The organism is Providencia sp. AGC89 (genome assembly GCF_053543535.1).
In genome coordinates this window covers 101,095-125,827 of record NZ_JBIXLP010000094.1, presented here as the reverse complement: position 1 = coordinate 125,827, position 24,733 = coordinate 101,095, and the positions used below count along the sequence as shown (strand labels likewise).

The window sequence follows — 24,733 nt, the reverse complement described above, 5'->3', positions numbered from 1 at the left end:
AAACACCCCAAAAGCCAGACTAATGGCGTCCAACTTTTGAGGTGCTGTTCACATTAGAGGACGGAAACAGTTACAAAAACAATATTAAATAACAAATAAATCCATATATTCATTCACCGGCATTTTTTCCAATAGTGGTTTATCAAGGGATGCTTTAAGAATACGTAGTTGCTGGGCTTCAGGGAATTGTCTTGCCAAGTTTATTCTAAATTTCTGTAATAATAATGGCATTCCCTCTTTACGACGACGTTTGTGGCCGACAGGGTATTCGATTACGACCTCTTCTAGCACTTGGCCATCTTTTAAGGTGATGGTTACCCCATTACTGATCGAACGTTTTTCTGGGTCGTGATAATCCTGCGTGAAATTAGGGTCCTCATAACAGTGCATTTTTGCCCGTAGTTCATCAATACGACTATCATTTGCAATATTGTCTTCGTAGTCAGCAGCGGTGAGGCGACCAAAAATTAATGGGACTGCCACCATATATTGAATACAATGATCGCGATCAGCAGGGTTATGCAATGGGCCTTTTTTATCGATAATACGGATGCATGCTTCATGTGTACGGATAGCGATAGACTCAATGTCTTGCGCCGTTTTGCCTAATTTCAATAGCGTTTGGTAGAGCTGTAAAGCCGCTTCAACTGCTGTTTGTGAGTGAAATTCTGCTGGGAAGGAAATTTTAAATAAAACATTTTCCATAACATATGAACCATAAGGACGTTGAAAAGCCAGTGGTTTCCCATCAAACAAAACATCATAGAAGCCCCATGTTTTAGAAGTCAAAGCGGTTGGGTAGCCCATTTCACCTTTTTGAGCCATTAACGCAAGCCTAACTGCTCGTGATGTGGCATCACCGGCTGCCCATGACTTACGCGAGCCCGTATTGGGCGCATGTCGATAAGTCCGTAAGCTATGACCATCAATCCACGCTTGAGAAACTGCATTTAGGATCTGTTCTCTTTCTAACCCTAATATGTGAGCAACAACGGCGGTTGATGCTACTTTAACTAAAATAACATGGTCGAGACCCACTTTGTTAAAGGCGTTTTCTAGCGCAATACAACCTTGAATTTCATGGGCTTTAATCATTGCGGTTAAAACATCTCTAATCACTAATGGCGGTTTTCCTTTGCTGATGTTCTCTCTCGATAACCAATCTGCTGTTGCTAAAATCCCCCCTAGGTTATCAGAAGGGTGCCCCCATTCAGCGGCAAGCCAAGTATCGTTAAAATCTAACCAGCGACACATTGTACCGAGATTAAATGCGCCTTGAACAGGATCTAATTGAAACTGTGTACCAGGAATTTTTGTGCCATTAGGTACGATTGTTCCGGGGACGATAGGGCCCAGCAATTTTTTGCAAGCGGGGTATTCGAGCGACTCCATGCCACAACCTAATGTATCTAACAGGCAATGATAGGCCGTATCGTAAGCTAAATCAGAGACAATGGGGTAATTCACTACATAATCAACAATGTCGCTGATCACTTTATCAAATTCAATTTTCTGCGAATTAACGGTTTGAGTTGTCATTATTTTACCTTTATTAGCGCTGTTCTATCGGAGTAAATAGTTGATTTTCAGGGCCAATGTAGTTGGCTGAAGGGCGAATAATTTTATTGTCTTGTCGTTGTTCAAGAATATGAGCAGACCAGCCCGCAGTACGTGCCATGACAAACAATGGGGTAAACATGGCGGTTGGGATGCCCATCAAGTGATACACCACTGCGGAAAACCAATCTAAATTAGGAAACATATTTTTTTCGCGTTTCATCACGGATTCAATGCGGTCAGCAACCGTGTATAAATGACGATTTAAGTTTTGTTCAGATAACTGTAAAGCCACCGATTTAATAATGGGATGGCGTGGGTCGGCGAGGGTATAAACGGGATGACCGAAACCAATAATCACCTCGTTATTTTTTACACGAGACATAATGTCTTGTTCAGCTTCATCCATCGATGCATAACGTTGCTGAATTTCTAATGAAACTTCATTTGCTCCACCGTGTTTAGGACCTCGAAGTGCAGCAATAGCACCGGTCATTGCGGAATAAAAGTCTGTCCCTGTACCTGCAATAACTCTGGCTGCAAAAGTGGATGCATTGAATTCATGCTCTGCGTATAAAATAGAGGCAATATGCATGTATTTTTCCCACTGTGCAGGGGGCTTTTTACCGTGTAATAAATGTAAAAAATGTGCGCCAATAGAGTCATCATCGGTTTGGGTCTCTATGCGGCGTCCATGATGACTAAAATGATACCAATACAGTAACATTGAGCCTAACGACGCCAGTAAGCGGTCAGCGATATCTCTAGCAGCAGAAAAGGAATGGGATTCTTTTTCTGGAAGGACACAGCCCATCATTGAAACCCCTGTACGCATGACATCCATTGGGTGTGCATTAGCTGGAATGGACTCTAGCGTTTTTTTTACATCGGCAGGTAACCCACGAAAAGATTTTAGTTTTTCTTTATAAGCGACTAGTTCGGTTGCGGTAGGAAGCCTATCGTGGATCAGCAAATAAGCGACCTCTTCAAATTCACACTGAGTTGCTAAGTCATGAATATCAAACCCACGGTAATGTAGGTCATTGCCATTACGGCCTACAGTACAAAGAGCGGTATTTCCAGCCGCGATACCGGAAAGCGCAACAGATTTTTTAGGTTTAAATTGAGATGCTTCAGGGCGATTAAGTTGTTCATTCATCATTTATTCCTTGTAGGGGATAGAGGAGGTGCAACTTGTGTTAAATATGATGGCCTAACGAATTAAGGTTTTTTCTGAGCAAACAAAGCATCAAGTTTTTGTTCATAATCGTAGTAATGAATGCTTTGATAAAGTTCTTCCCGTGTTTGCATAAGAGGAATAACACTTTTTTGGGTGCCTTCTTTACGTAGTGTGGAATAAACCTGTTCTGCTGCTTTATTCATCGCGCGAAATGCAGAAAGCGGGTAAAGCGCAATTGCGATGCCGACACTGCGCAGCTCATCAAGGGTAAACAGCGGGGTTTGGCCAAATTCAGTTAAATTAGCCAACACTGGGGCGGATGTATTACTCGTAAAGCGCTGGTACATGGATAGTTCAGTAATGGCTTCTGGAAATAGCATATCAGCACCGGCTTCTATATAGGCGTGTGCTCGTTCAAGCGCGGCATCTATTCCTTCAACAGCTAAGGCGTCTGTTCGTGCCATAATCACAAAGCTATCATCTGTACGTGCATCAACTGCCGCTTTAATACGGTCAACCATTTCTTGTGTCGAGACAATTTCTTTATTAGGGCGATGACCACAGCGCTTTGCACCAACTTGATCTTCAATGTGCAAGCCTGCGGCTCCTGCTTTACAGAACGATTTTACTGTACGAGCCACATTAAAAGCGGAAGGGCCAAAGCCAATATCTGCATCAACCAGTAGCGGTAAATCACACACATCTGTGATGCGACGAATATCAATCAGTACATCATCTAATGTTGAAATACCTAAATCAGGCATGCCTAATGACCCAGCAGCGACCCCTCCACCAGATAAATAGATAGCTTTATAACCTGCTTGTTTAGCGAGTAAGGCGTGGTTGGCATTAATTGTTCCCACTAATTGCAATGGAGATTCTTGCGTGACTGCATCACGAAATTTTTGTCCAGCAGAAATCGATGACATAGTAGCCTCATTAATTGTTAATGATATGTAATAAATTTATTGTAGTGGTAGTCATATAGCAATTGGTATGCCAGTTTGAAAAATAAAAAATATTTTTTATAAAATTATTAGAAATCAATTAATTAAGAATTTATTTAAATTGTGACATTAAGAGCAGATTTTAAATAATAGGCTATTTTGTTTCATTGAAACATTATATTGTTAAATGAAACATAAAATGAAACATGAGAAAGGTATCGTTTTTATGGATAAACCGATTATTTGGACCGTCTCAGTATCGAGATTATTCACGCTTTTTCGGGATATTAGCCCTGAGTTTAGCGAACAAGCTGACATTACCCCATTAAACCTTGGCTTTGAGCAGGCGGCAGAAGCCGTACGTGAGCGTTTAAAAGAAGGGCATTGTGATGCCATTATTAGCGCAGGTTCGAATGGGGCTTATTTGAAAAGTCATGTTTCAGTTCCGGTTATTATTGTCAAAATTAGCGGCTTTGATGTGATGCAATCATTAGCAAAGGCCAGAGAAATAAGCGATAAAGTAGGAATTATCAATTATAAAAATATCATTCCTTCATTGGATGAGTTTCAATCCCGCTTCGGTTTGCATATTGAGCAACGAAGTTATGTGACAGCGGAAGATGCGAGATCGCAGCTTAAAGCTCTAAAAGCGATGGGAATATCAGTCGTGGTTGGTGCGGGTTTGATTATGGACCTTGCCGATGAAATGGGCATGACAGGGATTTTTGTTTACTCGACGCAAACGATACGACAAGCATTTTCTGATGCGATTGAACTGAGCAGATTATCACAGCAAAATAGTCGTTCCCAAGATAAGTATTTGCCCGTTAACCCTACAAAAGTTCGCTATACTATCAATGACTTGATTGGCTCTTCATCCCCCATGGAACATGTGCGGCAAACGATTATGCTGTATGCCCGTTCAGATGCGACTGTACTTATTCAAGGGGACAGTGGAACAGGGAAGGAAATGGTTGCACAAGCAATCCATCATGAGTTTACCTTATTTAATCAACATAAGCGCAGTAAAAAACATATGCCATTTGTGGCTGTAAACTGTGGCGCAATTCCGGAAACATTGCTAGAGGCTGAACTCTTCGGTTATGAAGAAGGGGCATTTACAGGGTCTCGACGCGGTGGTCGTGCTGGGTTATTTGAGATCGCGAATGGTGGAACGCTGTTTTTAGATGAAATAGGTGAGATGCCAATTGCATTACAAACTCGGTTACTTAGGGTTCTGGAAGAGCGTTCTGTGGTACGGGTGGGGGGGTATAAACCTCTACAGGTGGATGTGAGAGTTATTTGTGCGACACATTGTGATTTAGATAGCTGGGTAAAAGAAGGGCGTTTTCGAGCTGATCTTTTTTACCGACTTGGGGTGCTAAGAATGCGAGTGCCTGCTCTCAATGAGCGCGGAGACGATATTTTGGTGCTAGCTGAAAGGTTATTAAAGCTAGCATTTGCAGGTTTGATGCTGCCATTACCTTCATTTCGGGTCCAGCAATTGTTGGATAGCCGTGATTTTTTTGTCAATTATGCGTGGCCTGGTAACGTACGTGAATTGAGAAATTTAATGGAGCGTGTGGCATTGTATTGCAGCGCTTATCCAGAAAAAGCAATTACAAAAACGATGTTAATGAGTTTGTCACCAGAAAGGCATATCGATGACGGTACTGAAATAGTAACGGAAAATAAACTTGATGAGTCATTAGAGCAAGTGATGGCTCGGTTTAATGGGGACCGCAAAGCCGTAGCTCAGTATTTAGGGATTAGTAGAACAACACTTTGGCGTCGTCTTTCAACTTAAGTCGGTCAGTTATCATTGGCATTGATTAAACACTCCGTAATTATTTTATGAGCTATAAGTTAAGTGTTGGCTATTTTGGAAACGAATCATCTAATGCCTACGCTTATATAAAAAGAAAAAGTGATGGGGTTATTGAATATAAAATAGTTGGGGGTGATTGGTTTTATATAGTCAATATTGTAATGAATAAATTAATAAATGAATTATTTTGTGGGATAGCACTTTTCGCTACTTGGAATATTACTTAAGTTGTATCAAAAAGTAACAGAAACTATTTAAGCTTAGTTTTATTTAACTTATTGTTTTTAATGTGATAATTTATTTTTTGTACCCGTGTTTTATCTAAGTTATCCCTCGTAAAAAACGTGATTTTTCTCACATAAATTATTTTGCTAGTCACCATTAGATTTTCTCATTTTAACTTAGCGATTGAACGATCTATATTGCGCTCAAATTAGTCTTACCTTTGTTATTTTACTACTGCACTAATCGCCGAATTGTGTTCCTTTTTTAAGAACACAACGTTGTCGTATTCTACGATGTAGTTGCAGCGCATATTATTTACTTTGTTAGTTGGAGAGTGGGGCGTGAATCAGTCCACTACTATCATGCGCAAACGCGACAATGCATTCGTTCCTGTTGCAGGGTTAACGATTTTTGCTATTGCATCGGGTTATTTAATGAGCTTAATTCCTCTGTCGATGGGGAGTTTTGGCATTGACACACAATATGCCGGGTGGTTAGCCAGCGCTTATTATATTGGCTTATTAATTGGTTCAATGCTGATTGAACCTGTTATTGCAAAAATAGGCCATCGCTTAGCATTTATTGGTTTTCTGTTAATGTTAGCGGCAACGGTGATTGTACTACCTTGGGTTCCTACCATTGAAGCTTGGCTGCCGAACCGCTTAATCGCAGGGGTTGCTGTCGCCGGTATTTTTGTCGTTGTTGAATCTTGGTTATTGATTGGTGATAACCCTAAAGAACGAGCAAAACGCCTAAGTTTTTATATGACTTCATTATATGGCGGGACAACACTCGGTCAATTGGCGATTGGCGTTATTGGTACGCATGGTGCATACCCTTTTATGGTGGTTTTAGGGTTATTATTATTAGCTGTTATGCCGCCATTATTTGTGCGTGGAGGCCAGCCTGAAAGTGGCTCACACCAAAAATTATCATTAAAGAAAATATCTCGTTTAAGTAAACCCGCAATTATTGGTTGCATGGTTTCGGGTATGACGATGGGCACTATCTATGGGTTAATGCCACTATCATTGAAAAAAGATCAATTTACCACTGACCAAGTGGGTGTTTTGATGGCTTCAATTATTTTAGGTGGGATGTTAATTCAGCCAGTCGTCAGCAAGTTATCTGTTATGATGAGTAAAACATTATTATTGGCGATGGTTTCTTTGTTAGGTGTTTTCGCGATGGGGGTGATTTATATCTCTAGCGATTATTTAGTCATGATTGTGGCTCTAGCATTATTAGGGATGTCAACATTTGCGCTATATCCTGTTGCAATTACCTTAGCTTGTGACAACCTTGATTCGTCCTATATTGTTGCAGCAACTCAGGTTATGCTATTTAGTTATAGTATTGGCTCAGCAATGGGGCCGATAGCAGCTGGGACTTTTTTAAACCAGCAGAATGGGCTAGTGGATTTCTTCTTCCTTGTATTGTTGGTAACGGCAATTTATATGTTAATTGCTAGCTTACGCCGTAAAGCGAGTGTTTTGGCGAATTAAATTTACTCAGTTTGCCAACAACAAAAAGGCTCTGTTACTTAGTACAGAGCCTTTTGTTTTATTTAGTATTATTTTTTCTTGTTAGCGGCAGGGGTGGCGAGTTTAGCCCCTACAGGAACATCATTTTTTGCTGGGGTGATCCGCTGCTCCCACAATTCCCCCAGTTTAAAGTCCCATGAAAGAGGCGATATTTCTGTTCTGCCTGCATTTGGTGCAAAGGTCAACTCACTAAAATAAAGTGTATTTTCATCTGACATTAAAAAGTCGGCTCGACAGTAGTCAAAAGGAGTGACTAGGATTTCCGCTAGACGTAACATTTCTTTAAACAATGGTGGTTCAGGAACAGGGTCCAACATATTCGGGTAGCCAAAGGTAACGGGCTGCAACTGCCAATTAACATCATAGATGTTAATAAATTCATTACCAAGCTCATCAGTATAATCAATTTCAGCATAAACAGGTTTACCAGAGAAACAGTGAACACGGCATGTTTCAGGCACGAGTTTTTTGTTTTTATTGGCAAATAAATCAATATATTCCTCGCAGATAATGCGTGCTGGAATATTTTTATAATGACGTTCACGAGTAATGTAATAAAGGTTTTTGGTTAAATGAAATGCCAATTTATCCTTTGCTTTAGGCCAATTAAATTCAGCTTTATTATTACATATAACGCTACTGCCGCTATCATGACTACATTTTAAAACAAAACGTTCCGGTAGGTCATCAATAATGATTTCATTGGCATTTTTATAGGTCGCTAAAATAGGGACTAAATATTCATTACCTATTGTACGGGAAACATAATCACGTACGGCTAGTTTATTTGCAAACTGAGTGTAAAGTGGGTTTTTGTCACGTAGCATCCTAAAATTCACCTTCTCATTAAAGCTTTTCGGGGCTTTAAAATCAGGAAGATAATTAAGATTTTTAGTAAATTTATTAGCCAGATACGTTTTATCACTGACAACAAATGTGCGTAATTGTTTTATAAAATACTCTGCTTTTTTCATGCGAGTTTTAACCATTCTAAAATTGTAGTGTGTAGTTTTAAATATAATTTTTCTTCGATTATATTTTTTATAACTTAAATAAATCATCAATAAACGTAATGTCCGACTTAATAATTTCTTAATAAATTAATGCTAAATAAATGATAAATAAAAGGTGTTGGTTGTAATGAAGGATAATGGGTTGCTTATTTTTATATCAATAATTAAATCAATTGTTTTAATTGATTGTTATTAACAATGTTTTTTTAGTAATAAAATAGCAAAAGTCTAACGTGTTACTCTTAAGTAATTATTTTAATGGTGACATATCCTAAATTAATTTATTTAGGATATGTCTGGCATTGCGAAAGTAAGGGGGAATAAGACAACATTGTTTAGGGAATTATGATAAGGGAGGCTCCCCCATTTGTCGTAAGAAACGTAACTGCGCAGCAACAAGCTGTTTGTAATTAATGCAACGATACGGCATGTTATGTTGTTGTGCGAGCGTTGCCAAAATCTTGGCGAGAGCAGGGTAATGACGGTGGTGCCAATTAGGGAAAAGGTGGTGAGTGAGGTGGTAATTTAACCCACCGGTTAAGCGCCACAAATAATGAGGTGAAGGGACCCAATCACAAGCCGTCACAAAATTATGATGGTACCAACCATGTTTTATTTGTTTGTCATCAGGAGCGGTAAAAAATTGTGCTTCTGCCCAATGAGTACCGAGGAGCAAGTAAATGACAAAAATAGAGGCGACCATTTGGCTTAATAAATAAGTAATAAATATTGTGGTATAACTGATCCCATGGCTATGAGCAAAGAATAACGGCAACCCTATCATTAAGATTAAATGGCCTAATTTGCTAGCAAGAAAGAGGCTCCATCCTAACTTACCCTCTAAAACTTTTTGAGTTTTTAAGCGTGTTTTCCCAGTTCTATCTGACCAATCAAATACTAATGCAATCCATGTCAATGAGAGTGAGGCAACAAAAGGCCAATAAATATGTTGATATTTCATAAAGGGACGCCATTTCTGGAATGGCGTTTGGCGAAAAACCCCATTTTCTTCAGTATCTAGATCATAGTGTTCAATATTGGCGTAATGATGGTGATAATGAACGTGCCGTGTACGCCAAAATTCAGGCTCTAGTCCTAGAGGTAAGGTTACGAAGCGCCCAAATACACGATTTTTCCAGCGTGTTTTAAACAGGGTATTGTGGCAAGCGTCATGTTGGCCTATTACATTTAATAACATAATAAGTAGAACGAATATAAAGTAAGCGGATACGTAAACCAAAGTGGACGAGGTAAACAGTGTTGGCAGGTAACTCAATAGAGCAATAGCAAACAAGGTCACTATAGCTATTAGGTCAGCTTTCCCTGCATACACATGATCTTGTTTTGCGTGCAGGTACGCTTGGCTCGCCTGTTTTAATGCGTTATGAAAACGTTGCTCGTCAGCATTTGCAAATATTAATTCGAATTCAGAAGGGTGCATTACTACTCTCTGTGGGGGTAATTTTCTTTAGAATCTATACTATAGCGTTACTCCGTAAATAGCCGCAAAATAAAAATGAAAAGCAGTGATGGTTTCGACCTATTCTTAATCAAGAAAAAGTATTCGTTATATCCTGTTTTTTATTAAATTCGCTGGCTATTAGCCAATAGTGCTTAATTGATGAGAAGTTTAAGAAGCCAGTTTAATCAGGGCAGGAAACGACTATATAACGATAATAGTTGAATTAAACTAATCGATTTGATTGGGTGGATAATGCTTAACCAGAGAAAATTGATAAGGTTAAGGAACAAATTTTTAGCTACATCCTTGTAGAATAGTCCGTTGAACATAAAGTAACAAAGAAAAGTATGTCTGTCTGTAATAAAGCATCAGAAAGAATGTTTTTAGCTTCATTCAGTATTTATGATAAATAATCTTTATCATCATTATGGTGTTTTAGTATTTTGTTTGTAATATTATACTGAATTAAGTTAAATTAGGAGTTTGCCTATATTTAATAATGTACAAAAATGATTATATTTTAGCGATTAAAATTTTTGTATGTAGGAGTCTTGAATGAAAAAAGTATTGTTAATATTTTTATCAATATTATTTATCCCATTATCTTCTTCGGCAGGATATAAATACTATGGTTGTGAAAATAAAATTTACCAATTAGAAAAGCAATTAAAATATGCCAAAATGCATGGGAATAGAAATAGAGTTGCTGGGTTAGAACGTGCGATTACTAAGGTACAAAATAATTGTTATGACCATTATTCGGGTGCGACAGGCCCTACGAGGTTGAATAATCAGTATCACTTTGATGATACTGAGAAATTAGAGCGAGAAATAGATATTCTTCGCGAAGAAATTAACCGATTAAAAGCCTTGAACAACTAATCTAAATAGCGGTTATTAATTTGCAAAGTAGATAACCCATCTTTGGAATATTTACTTTGCATTTTTTTATCGAAAATTTTTTACGCCTAAGTGGGCGAGGAAAATTACTTTTCAGCCCTGTATTTAACCCTTTTATACCTTTCTTTCTCTGCATATAAGTTAATTATAAACTATAAACCAAATAGATAACTTATTTTCTTCCTAAGGGAAATTTTGAGTTTTTATTTTAACAAATAGATAAGCCCTGTACAGATAATCTCTTAGATACTATACTCCCCCTATGTATAATGAAGGGCTTGAATATGCCACATTCACCAAAAGAAAAAAAAGCGGTACTGACGAGAGTCAGGAAAATAAAGGGGCAGTTATTAGCTCTAGAGTCGGCTTTGGAAAATGAAGCTGAATGCGCCGCGATTTTACAGCAAATAGCGGCAATTCGCGGTGCAGTTAATGGTTTGATGGCTGGGGTATTAGAAAGTCACTTACGCGAAGGGCTTCAAGAGTCAGCAACAACACAATTGCAAAAAGATTCAGTGGATGATGCTATTTCATTGATTCGAACATACTTGCGATAAATAAATAAGGAATAATGATGAAATCACGTGCAGCCGTCGCATTTGGTCCAGGCGAACCACTGAAAATTGTAGAGATTGATGTAATGCCTCCTCAAGCTGGGGAAGTGTTAATTAAGATTAGCCACACGGGTGTTTGTCATACGGATGCTTTCACCTTGTCAGGCGATGACCCAGAAGGGCTTTTCCCCGTTGTCTTAGGGCATGAAGGTGCAGGGGTTGTTGTGGAAGTTGGTGAAGGGGTAACAAGTGTTGAGGTAGGTGACCATGTTATTCCTCTTTATACTGCGGAGTGTGGGAAGTGTGTTTTCTGTGAATCAGGTAAAACCAATTTGTGTGTGTCTGTACGGGCAACACAAGGTAAAGGCGTAATGCCTGACGGTACAACGCGTTTTTCCTATAACGGGCAACCTATTTACCATTATATGGGGTGCTCAACCTTCAGTGAATATACTGTGGTTGCAGAAGTTTCTTTAGCGAAAATTAATCCGCAAGCCAATCATGAAGAGGTTTGCTTACTAGGTTGCGGTGTAACAACTGGCATTGGCGCAGTTCACAATACGGCGAAAGTACAAGAAGGTGATTCTGTTGCTGTATTTGGTCTAGGTGGTATTGGCCTTGCTGTCATTCAAGGGGCAAGACAAGCAAAAGCTGGGCGCATTATTGCGATTGATACTAACCCCGCAAAATTTGAATTAGCACGTCAGTTTGGTGCAACGGAATGTTTAAACCCTAAAGATTATGATAAACCCATCCAGCAGGTATTAATTGAAATGACGGAGTGGGGGGTTGACCATACTTTTGAATGTATCGGTAATGTCAATGTGATGCGAGCAGCATTGGAAAGTGCCCACCGTGGTTGGGGGCAATCAATTATTATTGGTGTTGCTGGTGCAGGGCAGGAAATATCGACTCGCCCATTCCAATTGGTTACAGGTCGTTCATGGCGAGGCACTGCATTTGGTGGTGTGAAAGGGCGTAGTCAACTACCAAAAATGGTTGAAGATGCTATGAAAGGGGATATCGAACTCGCGCCGTTTGTGACACATACCTTACCATTAGATAGCATTAATGAAGCATTTGATTTAATGCATGAAGGTAAATCAATTCGTACAGTTATTCACTACGACTAAGGGAGGGAGTCATGGAGAGAATTGAACGCCATGCCTCTTTTGGGGGGTGGCAAGATGTTTATCAACATCAATCTACGGTGCTTGGCTGTGAAATGAAATTTGCTGCCTATTTACCGCCTCAGGCAAAAATTCAGCCTTGCCCAGTGATTTATTGGTTGTCAGGGTTAACCTGCGATGAGCAAAATTTTATTACTAAGGCGGGTGCGCAGCAGTTTGCTGCTCAGCATGGTGTTATTTTGGTAGCCCCTGACACAAGCCCTAGAGGGGCTAAAGTGGCGGATGATGAGGCTTATGACTTGGGTCAAGGAGCGGGTTTTTACATTAATGCTCTGCAAGCTCCATGGAATAGCCATTACCAAATGTATGATTATATTGTGTCGGAATTACCCACTTTGGTCGAAGCTCATTTACCCGCTTCAGATAAGCGCTCCATTTTTGGTCATTCCATGGGTGGGCATGGGGCACTGATGATTGGCTTACGTAATACGGGCCGTTATTGTAGTTTATCTGCGTTTGCACCTATTGTGGCTCCATCTCAAGTTCCATGGGGGCAAAAAGCATTTACGGCATATTTAGGGGATGAACGGGAGCGTTGGTCTCAATACGATGCGGTAAATTTGCTTGAAAACGCGGACTCTATTCCCCCAATATTAGTCGATGTGGGTACGGCGGACCCTTTTTATAAAGAACAGTTAAAGCCTGAATTGTTTGCTGATATTTGCGATAAAAAACAGCATGCATATACATTAAATTTACGCGATGGTTATGACCACAGTTACTATTTTATTAGTAGTTTTATTGGTGAGCACATTGCGTTCCATGCATTACATTTGAAATAAAATAGCTAAAACACAAAAAGTGGGGCTCGATAATGAGTTTCACTTTTTTATTATAAAAATTAGAAATATTTAGATAACAAATTTCAGAGTATTATTCTATTCAAAGTGTTGGTTTAATAATTTGCTCACAGCATTGATTGCACCTATTGCAACATCTCTATTTGGGTCATGACAGAGTTCAAGTAATCGGTTAATTGTATTATTTTGCTCAATAGGTAGTTTACAGTTACCTAAAGCTGAAATGGCGGCTATTTTGACGTCATCATTTTTTCGTTTAGTTAAACGAAGAAATGTTTCTAACACTCTATGATCCATAATTTATCCTAAAAAATACTATTATTAAAAATAGATGGGAAAAATATATTAATATTATTAATTTCCTAATTATTAAAGTACAGGAACGTTGATATTAGCAAAATAAAATTATAAATAATATTAAAAAAACTCGGCTGCTGTGTGCTATTTTATGAGAGGGTTTAATCACCAAATTACCTAATAAATCATAGGGGTTTATCTTCGTCGGTATCAGGTTCAATGGTGATTTTTCAGGGAATAAGAAAGCCTGTTAAAGTTTATGACAATAAGCTAGAAGGTGAGTGCTATATACAATAGCATGACTCGAAAAAATAGTATTACCCATAGATTAAAAGTGGTCAGAAAGTTTACTTAATGCTTTTATTGCAGATACCGCAACATCTTTATTTGGGTCTTTGCATAATGCAAGTAGCCGAGTGATAGCCGTCTGCTGCTCAACTGTGGCTCGATAATCCCCCAATGCAGATATGGCTGCTATTTTTACATCATCATTTCCTCGGTGTGTTAATTCTATTAATGTTGTTATGATATTATTTTCCATGTGCTTCCTTGTCAGCTTTACTAAATCACACATGCATTCTAAGTGAAATTACTTGATATTTATTTTTTAATTTAGGCTTATTATTAACGTATTGTTTTGATTCTACTCATTTTTAGAATAATAACCACGTTGTATATTTAATAATGGTAAATCAATAGGCTATGCAGGAAATAAATGATCACAGCAACAACTTATAAGAGTAGGGGTATTTTAAATAGTGACAGATAATTAGATTAAAGGGTAAATAAAAGCACTTTAGCAAGTTATGAGTTAAAGTGCTTATGGGGTAATTAATATTATAAATAAATCAATGGCGTAAATAAATATATGGCGTGTTATTTTCAGGGTGTAGAGTGACGCCTAAATCTGCTTGATACCAACGCGTTAGGTTTTCGGTGGTTAATACATCAGTAGGAGAACCTTTCGCCACAAGTTGACCATCATGGATTAATAAGACTTTATCCGCATATAATGCTGTAAGGTTAAGGTCATGCAATACGCAGCAAACTGCTAGTGGCTGTTCACGAGTGAGTTGGTGTAATAACCGTAGGCTATGCTGTTGGTGGTATAAATCGAGAGCAGAGGTTGGCTCATCAAGAAATAAACAAGCCGGTTGTGGGGTTGGCTGCCATAATTGGGCTAACACGCGCGCTAATTGGACTCGCTGTTGTTCCCCCCCTGAAAGCTGCCGGTAATCCCGTTGGCGCAATGGTTGGCAGTGCGTTTGTGATAACGCCTCATCAATGGCAAGGTGCTTGTTTTCAGAGCCATAAGGTGTTCTCCCCATAGCAACTACATCTTCAACCGTAAATGCAAATTGCAGGTGACTATGCTGTTTCATGACAGCGCGTTTACGTGCTAAGTGGTTGTGATCCCAATCGGATAGTGCCTTGCCTTCTAAAAAGCAAGCACCTTGAGTTGGAGTATTGTAGCCGGTGAGTAACTTCAATAAACTGGATTTACCTGCACCATTAGGCCCAATAATAACGACCATTTCCCCTTGTCCTATCGATAAACTGATATCTTGGATCAAGGTTTTGTCGTGGATTTTGTAAGATAGATTTTTGGCTTCTAACAATGTTGGTTTCATTTGCGTCATTTAAATTTTCCCCGCGGGTTGCCGTAGAATCAACCATAAGAAATAGGGGCCACCAATAAGGCCAGTGAGTAAACCAACAGGTATTTCTGCAGGGGCAACAGCTGTTCGGGCAATAGTATCGGCAATTAAGAGTAGTGAAGCACCGACTATCGCAGAACCTGGGATTAACCAGCGGTGATCAGGGCCAAGTGTCATGCGGATCAAATGCGGAACGACTAAGCCAACAAAACCAATGACACCGCTCATCGCAACAGCACAGCCGACCAACATGGCGCTAAGGAAGAGTAAAATAAATTTAGCGCGTTCAACATTTAGGCCAAGATAATGAGCGTCTTCATCGCCGAGTTGTAAGATATTAAGCTTGTTCCCTTGTGCTAAACAGACAACACTGATGGGCAAAATAACGGAAGCGGCAATAGCCAATGAAGGCCAGTCAACATTCCCGAGTGTTCCCATCATCCATAAGCTAAATGTTCTGAGTTGTTGGTCATTACTGATATAGCTAAGAACCCCAATAAATGACATACACAATGCATTAATGGCAATTCCGGCTAATAAAAGCCGTGCTAGATTGCCATTTGATGAACGATTCAAACTAAAAATAATGAAAGAAACGGTCAGGCTACCCACGAATGCGGCAGCAACGTGACCATAGCCCTGCATAACCGTCGGCAATGAAATGGAAAAAACAATAAAAGCGGCAACGGATAAAGCAGCACCACTACTAATCCCCAATAAACTTGGGTCCGCAAGCGGATTACGAAATAGGCCCTGCATAATTGCACCTGAAACAGCGAGTGCAAGGCCGACTAGGATTGCAATTAAAATACGCGGCAGGCGAATGTTTAACCAAATTTGCCAGTCGGTATCTGTGGCAGAAGCTTGCCACAGCGTTTTAAATGAAAAGTTCATTGCACCTGCATTAGATGCGAGAACGGTCAGGCCACAAAGCACTAGAAATAAAACGATAATCACCAAAAATGGGTTTTTAAAACGGCTCATTGGGACTTTTCTAATGCCTCACGTAGTTGTTGCATGACTTGAGGGGTACCTAAGCTAAAGGTGAGCATACCGACATCGTCAACAACGAGCAGAGCTTTGTTTTTCCCTGCTGGTGTCATTGACATTCCCTGTAATTTCCACACTTTATCGATCCCCCCTAGTGACTTAACGCCTTCTTCCGTAAACACGATTAAATCAGGTTGGCTTGAGAGTAACCCTTCTTGAGATAAAGGGCGGTAACTCTCAAAGTTAGACATCGCATTTTTTGCCCCGATGGCGCTGATAACACTATCTGCGGCAGTCTGCTTCCCTGCTGCAAGGGGCAGGACTCCGCCATGGCTCATGATAAATAGAACTTTTTTATCAATAGGCGTTGTATTGACCTGGCTTAGTGCTTGATTAAATTGATTAATAAGTTGCTCGCCTTGGCTCGTTTTTCCCACGGCGTTAGCAATAGTCTCAATTTTTTTGGGAATGGCTTCTAAATTAGGCTTCCCCGTTACCTTGATGATTTTTACACCACTTTTTTCTATTTGTGATAATGCCATCGAAGGTTTTGCGAGCTCACTCGCTAGTACGAGTGTTGGGCGCATGGATAACACGCCCTCCGCATTTAGCATCCGCATGTAGCCAACATCAGGAAGTTTGGTTGCTTGCTCGGGGTGAAGGCTGGTGCTATCGCGGGCAACGAGTTGTTGTTCCGCTCCTAGGGCATACACAATTTCAGTGACGTCACCACCTAAAGTGACGATACGTTCTGTTGCGTAAGCACTCATTGATATGACCAGCGTTGCAATTGTTAGAAGCCATTGTTTCATAATAAGTTACCTAGTTTTAAATGCGTGGTAATGCGGTGACTTGTTGGCGCCATTGCTCTTGCTCTGGAGTCCCTTCGGTACGCTGCCCATACATTTGTGCGATTTGATTTCCTTGGTTATCAAAGACTTCAAGACTAGTTACAAAGCCATCTTGTGTGGGTTTACGAGTTACCCAGCATTCGGCAATGCCATTTTCAATCATGTGCAAGGTGAAATCAGGGTTGAAAATGTTTAGCCACTTTAAGTCTGAACCTTCGCTTTGGTATGGCATGATTTTTTTTATTTCACCAGTAAAAATTTGCACACATCCGCGGTTGCCCACAAAAATCATGATTTCATTCTGATCCTTAAATGCAGTATTAATCAGCTGATTGAAGGAATCATTAGGGACTTTCCAAGCTAAATCATCGCTAACAGCGGCAAAAACTTGCTGGCGGCTTAAGTTATTTTTCTTTAACAATACAAAAAACTGATGGACATCCGTCATATCGCGCCATTGTTGTTCTAACTGGCGCTTTAGTTCCTCGCTAATAGGTTGACTGGTAAAAGGAACGATGGGCTGATGAACTAATTCTGCATTATCTTGGGTTGTGTATTTGTCAATTAGCGCATACCAAGCCGCCATATCCGTTTCTTCAGTGGTATAGACCTTATGTAGAGCATCACCATGTTTGTCAAAGAACTGAATACTGTGGCGTTCACCTTGTTTGCTTTCTTCAGTCAGGGCAAAAATCGCATCCCAGTGACTAAAAAACATCCGCAAATCAAGTGCGCGAGGGTTCAAAATTAACCCACCATGCGGGCTAAATGTTGCATTGTCATAGCGACCAACTTGCTCATGAACCACGTATTCGTTGCGAGTAATAGCTTTGACTTTCCCAACACTGGCCAATTCGGTCAGAAGCGTAGGTGCATCAATATCTAAGCGCACAGCTTTATCATGACCCACACGACTGTGTAGCAGTTGTGCTTCAGAAACATTTAAATAAGCGGCAAGATCACGAGCGTATCTGGCTTTATTCTCTGCTTTAGCTTGTTGGTAACGCTCGAAAAGTGTTGAATTCACGTGTATCTCCTTAAATTGTGTGAATTACCATTGGAAGCTGACAAGTAGCTTGGCATTACGACCATCTTGCGGAATGCCTTGCGATGAGTAATATTCTTTGTCGAAGGCATTGCCTAGTACCACACTCGTTCCTAACCCTTTGAGCTGCCCATCACCTTGGTAACTGACGTAAAAGTCATGAACTGCATACCCCGCTTGTTTAGGGGCTTTTGAGGCCTTATTGAAATTGGTGTGGCGTGTAAATTCGCTTAACCAGCCTACAGAGAACCCACTATTGGCGACAGGGATTGACAGGTTGCTTGTGACGGATTCTGGCTTGATGGAGGTAATTGACTCACCATTGAATTCATTAATTCCTTCAGTGCGGTTGTAAGCTAAACTCCATTTGGCATAATCATTTGTATAATCGAGAGAAGCATCCCAACCCCAAATTTTGGCGCGCTTGGCATTGATAGACGTGGTGTAGTTTTCCACCATATTAACGTCGGTATTGATGTAGTCTTTCGCTTTAGTATCAAAGTAGCTCGCTTTAAACTGTAGGTTGTCACGAGCCATCATTAAGTCATCAAAACGCAAACCAAAGCCATATTCAGCTGTCCGAGTTGTTTCTGGTTTTAAGTTTGGGTTAGGACGCCATCTGTTAAATTTATTCGGTCCCATAGGGAAGTGAATACTATCGTTATACATTTCCATCATGGTAGGTGCGCGAAATGCTTCAGAATATGAAGCAAACAGCATTGACCAGTCAGTTGGCGTAATACTGACTGCTCCTTTAGATGACCATTTACCTTCTTTGACTTTTTCATTACCTTTCGCTTTCGATTTATAATGGTCATAACGCGTGCCGATAATGAACGAAACAGGTAAATCTTTTAAGGTGATCTCATCTTGTAAAAAGCCAGAAGCAAAGGTGATCTCAGCATCAGGGAATTGAGTGGCTGCCGCGTAAGGGGTTTGTTTTTGCTGATAAGCTTCGCTGCCATAGGTTAAGTTATGCGAAGCAACAGGTAAGTCGTAGAAATTAGTTTTATTATCAATCTTTATACCAGAGGTTTTTTGCGTACGCCCCTCATAAGGGGTGCCTTGCCCTTTGGCTGTGATATTGACCTCTGAATAATAAGGCGTCACTTTTAGGTCGAGCCAATTCTGTGAAGACGGTTTTAAATGGTATGTCGCTTGTGCATCACGTTGGCGAGTCGTGCGGTTAACTTTTAAGTTTTTAGGTGTACTAGTGAGCTCTTGAGGGTTTTTTGGCTCGTGAGCATCGTTGTTGTAGTAACGGAGTTGGCCTGATAATTTTTGCGTATCGTCTATTTGCCATGTTCCTTTAGCTAATAGGTTGCCAATGGTCTCTTTGTTATCCATGTCATCGCCATTACTCATGTGAATATCGCCAGTCTCTTTGGTCACGAAACTGAATACGCCATCAAGGTTGTCGCTACGACCAAAAGCGGTGCCACCAAAACCAATACTATGGTCTCCAGTTGAGCCTTGGGTAAATACACGGAAGCCGTGGTTTTGCCCTTCACGTAATAAATCTTTCGCATCAACGGTTTCCCACGCGATGACTCCCCCCATGGCACCACTACCATATAGCAAAGCTGAAGGGCCTCGAATGATTTCCACTTGCTTAATCAAGGCAGGGTCAATAAAGGTACCATTAATATGGCCCGTATCAGTGCCTTGTCGTACACCGTCAACAAGCGTCAAAATCCCATTGCGATCAAAACCACGCATATAAATATCTTGACCATTGGTGCGAGCGGTTCCTGTCACACCAATTCCAGGCACTTTACGTAAAATATCATTCACGTTATTTGCAGTTTCGGTTTCTGGGGAATTATTTTTGATTACAGTCACCATCATTGGTGTATCAAAGCTATCGCGCTCAGTCCCTGTGGCATAGACGGTCATAACATCGTTGGCATTCTTTTTGGATGAGATTTCAGTGGTTTGGGCCTGTGCACTGGCTATAACCCCCAATATCGCACTGGTTATAACTGACACTCGTAAAACATGGGACATAATTGTGAGACTCCATAACGTATTTTATTTTTCGCTGTATTAAACAGAATGAGTTAAATATTTATTAATTAGCAGCTTATGGCTAAATAAAAGTGAGTGGGTCAGGGGGAACTGACTTTGGTATCACACAGGGGAAATTGAGTGTAAGTGGTGCGCTAGCATAAGAAAAAAGGGGAGTTAATGACTGTAGATCACTGAGATAGGCGTAGTTTGGTTGTGATAACGGAGTAACGTTATCTGTCATTTTACGCAAATAGAATGGTGTAAAACCATGTTGGTGGATCGAATAGTTATTTATGTATACAGGGTGCCCAGAGGCAAAAATAGGGTATACAGACGTCAGTTTAAACTCCATAAGAAACCTTTCCTATGCTTAGGTTAAGCTGGCTGCCTGGATAATAACCTAGGTGGCTTGCGATTTATATTTTTGGCACAGACTACTTAGTTAAAATCAATTTACCTGTACGTGTTTGTCTTAATAAATAAAGTTCGCCATTATGTTGAATTGAGACCTTGCCATTAGGCCCCAAGAGTTGTTGGCTTTCTATTACGTCAGCTTTAACGGTTTGCTTTGCCGTTTCGACGTTGTGTTCTGCAACTGGCGCTGTCATATTATTTACCACACTAAATTTGTTGATAATAGAAATGATATTGAGAATGATTATCTTTAGAATCATTGTCAATATCAAGCGTTTTTCACAAACAAACAACAAAAGGGATACAAACCTTTGAGTCGGGAAGAAAATTATTCATTATGGGAGAGCTAGCAAAGGCAATAAGCGCGATGCAATGCTAAGCTATAGTTAGGGTTCACTGCTGACTCATGGAGAAATAAAGTGAAATTACTCATTGTTGGGGCAACAGGGCTAGTCGGTAGCCATGTATTATCATTAGCTTTAGCTGACCCTCGAGTCACGCAGGTTATTGCGCCTACGCGCCGTGATTTACCTGAGCATGCTAAGTTATGGGCGCCAACGGTTGATTTTAATCATTTGCCAGATGAGGCAGATCTTTGGGGAGTTGATGCGGTGGTGTGTACTTTAGGGTCAACAATGAAAGTAGCAGGGTCAAAGGCTGCATTTCGCCGAGTTGATTATGATTACCCGTTAGCCTGTGCTGAGCTCGCTAAAAAATGGCATTGTCCAACCTTTGTTTTGACTTCGGCATTAGGCGCTAATGCTAATTCCCCTTTTTTCTATAGCCGAGTGAAAGGGGAGCTTGAAAAGCGTTTAATATCATTGGGGTTTTCTTCTTTAACAATAGTGCGTCCAAATGTCATTAGTGGTCACAGAAGCCAAGAACGCCTTGGTGAAGTGGTGGTAATACGGGTTATTTCGTTTTTATCTCGTTTGCTTCCTGCAAGTTGCCAAATTAGCCCTGCAACTAATATAGCCTCAGCGCTACTCGAAGGCGCAGTCAATCCTATTCAGGGTGTGAATATTGTGTCATCAAAACAATTGGCATAACCAATTCACTCATTAAAAAATGAAGCTTAATCGATTAAGTTTTTTTGATGTTGGTAACAAATTGAAATAAAAATGTAATAAAACTGTAACATTTAAGTAAATTCACCTATTGTTGCTATCAATGTATTGTCATATTTTTGCCTGCTAATACTTTTAGTAGGATTCAATATGTCAATATTTAAGGAACAACCAGATGTGCCAGTAACGATGTCAAAATCGGAAATCGACGCAAAATATAAATACTGGCGTCTGCATTTAATGATTGTTAGTTATATTGGTTATGCTGTTTTTTATTTCACACGCAAAAGTTTTAACTTTGTTATGCCTGAAATGCTAACTGATTTGGGGATCACAAAGGGTGATATCGGAATGGTTGGGACAGCTTTTTACCTAACTTACGGCGCTTCTAAGTTTCTGTCTGGGATCATCGGTGACCGCTCTAATCCACGCTACTTTATGGGGGTTGGGTTAATTGCCACTGGGGTCGTGAATATTCTATTCGGTTTAACATCATCCATATCCATGTTTATTGTGTTATGGATGGTAAATGCATTCTTCCAAGGGTGGGGATGGCCACCTTGTGCGAAAATCCTCAATACATGGTACTCACGTAATGAGCGGGGTCTATGGTGGGCGATTTGGAATACCTCGCATAATATTGGCGGTGCCATAATTCCAATTTTGTCTGGTGGTGTTGCATTAGCATTAGGGTGGCGCTACGGAATGATTATCCCTGGTGTTATTGCTATTGTGATTGGTATTGGTTTGTGTATTTTGCTACGTGATAGGCCGCGTACGATGGGGCTACCGACAGTTGGTGAATGGCGCAATGACATTGAAGAATTAAAATATGAAGCCAAAGGGGCGGGGTTACCACTAGGCCAGATCCTTAATCAGTATATTTTTAAAAATAAGGTATTGTGGGTATTAGCGCTGTCTTATGCCGTAATATATATCATTAGAACCGGGATCAACGACTGGGCTAATCTTTACTTAATTGAAGATCATGGTTTTAATCTACTGTCTGCGAACGCCGTCGTTATGATGTTTGAAATTGGTGGCTTTTTTGGGGCTATCGTAGCTGGATGGGGTTCTGACTTAATCTTTAAAGGTAATCGTGCGCAGATGAATGTCATATATGCGCTAGGGATTATCATAACGTCATTCTGTTTATGGATTGTGCCAGTTGATAACGAATATGTATTTTCATTCTTATTTTTTATGACTGGTTTCTTTATTTTTGGTCCACAGTTCCTTATTGCGATGGCCGCTGCTGAAAATTCACATAAAAATGCTGCGGGTGCGTCAACAGGCTTTGTTAGCTTATTTGCTTATATTGGGGCATCAATTGCAGGTTATCCGCTATCGTTGGTGATTGAAAAATACCAATGGAATGGTTTCTATTCGTTATTATTAACCTTATCCATTTTCTTGATCCTACTGTTGATAATTGCGATGGCGATGACAAAAAAGAAAATCAGTAATGATGCATAACGGTTTATCATAAAACCCAAAGGTCACTTTGATAGTGACCTTTTTTCGCTAAATTAACCTTGAATTTGTGCAAGGGAGCCGTACAAGTTATACAACACATCATACTCGTCTTGTTGGTAAAAGCGTATTTTGTTCCAACAAAACTGCTTCGCAACTTCAACAGTAAACCTTGTAGCATCAACAAGTTCACTTTCATAACTTGCACCGGTTTCGCTACCGGGGACCAGTGCTTTGGCTGTGATGGCTAAGCCAACTACAGGAGCATGGGTAGCAACATGGGGTTGCATAATGGAATTGAAATGATAAACACCGTTTTCATAAGGGGAAATATCTTGCGTGGTAATTGGGAATGTTTTTGCTACATCACCAGTCGCATATTCCATTAAACGCACTAAATCTGGAGAAACTCGCAAAATATAGCCTTGCTTGGCAGTTGGTGAAATCGCAATTCCTCGGTGTTTAATAATACTATTTCCCTTGGATGTATCGATAGATAAAATGGCATCCATCTGTTTATCGACTTCGTATTTATTCATCGTAGCTGAGGAAACGGGCATCCCCATAAAGTCGACAGGGTCATGAGGGGTTATCGAAACATGGGTTGCAATATGGGAGGTTATAATCACATCCCCTTTAAGCCGGCTACCTTTTGCTGCCATATCAAGTAGTTTCATCGCACTTGCAAAGGCAACAATAGAGCCATCAGCATCAGACACTAACCCGATTCGATTAGGTTGCGCTTGTTGTGCCCCTAAACGGCCAATAATACCAAGTGTTGGGTAATTTCCACCAGATAGTTTTCCCTCTGTACCGGGAATGACAACCTTAATAAAATGGCATAATTGACGAGTATCTTCAGGAGCCTCGTAGTTGACTGAGGTCACCGTGATTTGAGCATGGTCGGGGCTAACAGAGCTTAATAACGAGGACATTTTTTCCCCATCAACATGGGGGCTGTCCAATAACTCATAGACTTGGCTAACATAGTTCAATGACATTATTATGCTCCTTTAATCATATCTAATCGGAAAGGTTGGTTAGTGGTAATTTCTTCAATTTTATCGGGGCCACGTAGCCATAATGCATTTTGGTCACCTAAAATAGTGCCTTGTTCATTTTCAATAAATAACGCGGTACCTTCGTAGAGGGCAATTAACTCTTCGGTTGGGTTAATCGTCAAAAATTCATTTAAACGTTCTTCGCGGCTTTCCCCATTGTGACCAACTGGTTTGCCAGAAATAAAGTGTGGGTTAATTTGAAATGGTGATATGTTCAGTGAATTAAATGAAGGTGGTTGAACAATAGGCATATCATTAGTTGTACGGATCGTAGGGGTTGCAACATTACTTCCTGCACTCCACCCCATATAAGGTACTCCATCCTGTTTGACGCGCTGGGAAATTACGTCAACAATTTTGGCATCGTATAGGCGTTTTAGTAGAGCGAATGTATTTCCCCCACCAATTGCGATAGCTTGTGCTTCCTGCACTGCACTAATCGGGTCGCTAAAATGATGAATGGATTTTAATTCATAACCTAAGGCTCTAAATACAGGTTGTACAATGGCTTCAAACTTATCAAAGCTAAAAGTCACTGCGGCATAAGGAATAAATAAAATATTTTGTTTTTTATGTTGTAATAATCGATGAATTTGCTCATCAGCATGTTCTAAATAATTCATGTTTCCCATGCGTGAACTACTCATTAATAATGCTTTAGTCATTT

24 protein-coding genes are annotated in these 24,733 nt (G+C 40.1%); 8 read left to right on the top strand and 16 right to left on the bottom strand.

Annotated features, from left to right (window positions below):
- Positions 1-84 precede the first annotated feature (84 nt).
- From ACIPUA_RS22855 to prpB, 3 genes are all read right to left on the bottom strand, one after another.
- Positions 85-1,539 carry a bifunctional 2-methylcitrate dehydratase/aconitate hydratase gene (locus ACIPUA_RS22855; RefSeq protein ID WP_042845019.1) on the bottom strand — a complete coding sequence of 485 codons (1,455 nt, stop codon included), beginning with the start codon at positions 1,537-1,539 and terminating at the stop codon, positions 85-87.
- A 13-nt stretch (positions 1,540-1,552) separates the two neighbouring features.
- Entirely contained in the window at positions 1,553-2,716 is a 1,164-nt protein-coding gene (gene prpC, locus ACIPUA_RS22850; protein WP_042845018.1) for a bifunctional 2-methylcitrate synthase/citrate synthase, read from the bottom strand.
- Between the two features lie 62 nt (positions 2,717-2,778).
- On the bottom strand, positions 2,779-3,666 hold the full coding sequence (gene prpB, locus ACIPUA_RS22845) for a methylisocitrate lyase (RefSeq protein ID WP_042845017.1): 888 nt from the start codon (positions 3,664-3,666) through the stop codon (positions 2,779-2,781).
- A gap of 244 nt (positions 3,667-3,910) precedes the next feature.
- Here prpB and prpR point away from each other — a divergent pair, with 244 nt between their 5' ends.
- Positions 3,911-5,491 carry a propionate catabolism operon regulatory protein PrpR gene (gene prpR / locus ACIPUA_RS22840; protein WP_105881231.1) on the top strand — a complete coding sequence of 527 codons (1,581 nt, stop codon included), beginning with the start codon at positions 3,911-3,913 and terminating at the stop codon, positions 5,489-5,491.
- A gap of 608 nt (positions 5,492-6,099) precedes the next feature.
- The gene (locus tag ACIPUA_RS22835; protein WP_042845016.1) at positions 6,100-7,242 is read left to right on the top strand and encodes an MFS transporter; all 1,143 of its coding nucleotides are present in this window, start codon (positions 6,100-6,102) and stop codon (positions 7,240-7,242) included.
- A 68-nt stretch (positions 7,243-7,310) separates the two neighbouring features.
- Here the strand turns inward: ACIPUA_RS22835 and ACIPUA_RS22830 are convergent, their stop codons facing one another.
- Both ACIPUA_RS22830 and ACIPUA_RS22825 read right to left on the bottom strand, forming a co-directional pair.
- Positions 7,311-8,255, bottom strand: a complete 945-nt coding sequence (locus tag ACIPUA_RS22830) for an ATP-grasp fold amidoligase family protein (protein ID WP_449060194.1) — start codon at positions 8,253-8,255, stop codon at positions 7,311-7,313.
- A gap of 382 nt (positions 8,256-8,637) precedes the next feature.
- The gene (locus ACIPUA_RS22825) at positions 8,638-9,735 is read right to left on the bottom strand and encodes a fatty acid desaturase family protein (protein WP_131680647.1); all 1,098 of its coding nucleotides are present in this window, start codon (positions 9,733-9,735) and stop codon (positions 8,638-8,640) included.
- 576 nt (positions 9,736-10,311) lie between these two features.
- Here ACIPUA_RS22825 and ACIPUA_RS22820 point away from each other — a divergent pair.
- The 4 genes from ACIPUA_RS22820 to fghA all read left to right on the top strand — a co-directional run bounded on the left by ACIPUA_RS22820 (position 10,312) and on the right by fghA (position 13,182).
- Positions 10,312-10,638, top strand: coding sequence for a DUF1090 family protein (locus ACIPUA_RS22820; RefSeq protein WP_042845013.1), 327 nt, complete (start codon positions 10,312-10,314; stop codon positions 10,636-10,638).
- A gap of 302 nt (positions 10,639-10,940) precedes the next feature.
- A complete protein-coding gene (gene frmR, locus ACIPUA_RS22815; protein ID WP_042845012.1) occupies positions 10,941-11,213 on the top strand; it encodes a formaldehyde-responsive transcriptional repressor FrmR in 273 nt (90 codons plus the stop codon).
- Positions 11,214-11,230: 17 nt separating this feature from the next.
- On the top strand, positions 11,231-12,343 hold the full coding sequence (locus ACIPUA_RS22810) for an S-(hydroxymethyl)glutathione dehydrogenase/class III alcohol dehydrogenase (protein WP_042845011.1): 1,113 nt from the start codon (positions 11,231-11,233) through the stop codon (positions 12,341-12,343).
- Between the two features lie 11 nt (positions 12,344-12,354).
- Positions 12,355-13,182: an S-formylglutathione hydrolase gene (gene fghA / locus ACIPUA_RS22805; protein ID WP_449060193.1), complete on the top strand. Its 828-nt coding sequence runs from the start codon at positions 12,355-12,357 to the stop codon at positions 13,180-13,182.
- Positions 13,183-13,278: 96 nt separating this feature from the next.
- Here fghA and ACIPUA_RS22800 read toward each other — a convergent pair whose 3' ends face one another.
- From ACIPUA_RS22800 to hemP, 9 genes are all read right to left on the bottom strand, one after another.
- On the bottom strand, positions 13,279-13,497 hold the full coding sequence (locus ACIPUA_RS22800; RefSeq protein WP_449060192.1) for a HEAT repeat domain-containing protein: 219 nt from the start codon (positions 13,495-13,497) through the stop codon (positions 13,279-13,281).
- Between the two features lie 328 nt (positions 13,498-13,825).
- Entirely contained in the window at positions 13,826-14,038 is a 213-nt protein-coding gene (locus ACIPUA_RS22795) for a HEAT repeat domain-containing protein (RefSeq protein ID WP_042845008.1), read from the bottom strand.
- Between the two features lie 307 nt (positions 14,039-14,345).
- The gene (locus ACIPUA_RS22790) at positions 14,346-15,137 is read right to left on the bottom strand and encodes a heme ABC transporter ATP-binding protein (protein WP_395347456.1); all 792 of its coding nucleotides are present in this window, start codon (positions 15,135-15,137) and stop codon (positions 14,346-14,348) included.
- Positions 15,138-16,139 (bottom strand): FecCD family ABC transporter permease, encoded by a 1,002-nt coding sequence (locus tag ACIPUA_RS22785; protein ID WP_042845007.1) that lies wholly within the window; start codon positions 16,137-16,139, stop codon positions 15,138-15,140. It lies immediately after the preceding gene.
- Complete coding sequence (locus ACIPUA_RS22780; RefSeq protein WP_042845005.1) at positions 16,136-16,957, bottom strand: heme/hemin ABC transporter substrate-binding protein; 822 nt, start codon at positions 16,955-16,957, stop codon at positions 16,136-16,138. Before ACIPUA_RS22780 ends, ACIPUA_RS22785 begins: the two co-directional genes overlap by 4 nt.
- Before the next feature lie 16 nt (positions 16,958-16,973).
- Positions 16,974-18,023 carry a hemin-degrading factor gene (locus tag ACIPUA_RS22775; RefSeq protein ID WP_042845003.1) on the bottom strand — a complete coding sequence of 350 codons (1,050 nt, stop codon included), beginning with the start codon at positions 18,021-18,023 and terminating at the stop codon, positions 16,974-16,976.
- 24 nt (positions 18,024-18,047) lie between these two features.
- Entirely contained in the window at positions 18,048-20,048 is a 2,001-nt protein-coding gene (locus ACIPUA_RS22770; RefSeq protein WP_449060191.1) for a TonB-dependent hemoglobin/transferrin/lactoferrin family receptor, read from the bottom strand.
- Positions 20,049-20,130: 82 nt separating this feature from the next.
- Entirely contained in the window at positions 20,131-20,403 is a 273-nt protein-coding gene (locus ACIPUA_RS22765) for a hypothetical protein (protein ID WP_129466200.1), read from the bottom strand.
- Positions 20,404-20,485: 82 nt separating this feature from the next.
- Positions 20,486-20,659, bottom strand: coding sequence for a hemin uptake protein HemP (gene hemP, locus ACIPUA_RS22760; protein WP_094301214.1), 174 nt, complete (start codon positions 20,657-20,659; stop codon positions 20,486-20,488).
- Between the two features lie 225 nt (positions 20,660-20,884).
- Between hemP and ACIPUA_RS22755 the strand changes: the two genes are divergently transcribed.
- On the top strand, positions 20,885-21,514 hold the full coding sequence (locus ACIPUA_RS22755) for an NAD(P)H-binding protein (protein ID WP_042844998.1): 630 nt from the start codon (positions 20,885-20,887) through the stop codon (positions 21,512-21,514).
- Between the two features lie 168 nt (positions 21,515-21,682).
- A complete protein-coding gene (gene uhpC, locus ACIPUA_RS22750) occupies positions 21,683-23,008 on the top strand; it encodes an MFS transporter family glucose-6-phosphate receptor UhpC (RefSeq protein ID WP_042844996.1) in 1,326 nt (441 codons plus the stop codon).
- A 53-nt stretch (positions 23,009-23,061) separates the two neighbouring features.
- On the opposite strand, the gene ACIPUA_RS22745 is transcribed toward uhpC, so the two are convergent.
- Positions 23,062-24,006: a DUF1177 domain-containing protein gene (locus tag ACIPUA_RS22745; RefSeq protein ID WP_048607809.1), complete on the bottom strand. Its 945-nt coding sequence runs from the start codon at positions 24,004-24,006 to the stop codon at positions 23,062-23,064.
- A gap of 2 nt (positions 24,007-24,008) precedes the next feature.
- Positions 24,009-24,731 carry a dipeptidase PepE gene (pepE, locus tag ACIPUA_RS22740; RefSeq protein ID WP_042844993.1) on the bottom strand — a complete coding sequence of 241 codons (723 nt, stop codon included), beginning with the start codon at positions 24,729-24,731 and terminating at the stop codon, positions 24,009-24,011.
- Positions 24,732-24,733 lie beyond the last annotated feature (2 nt).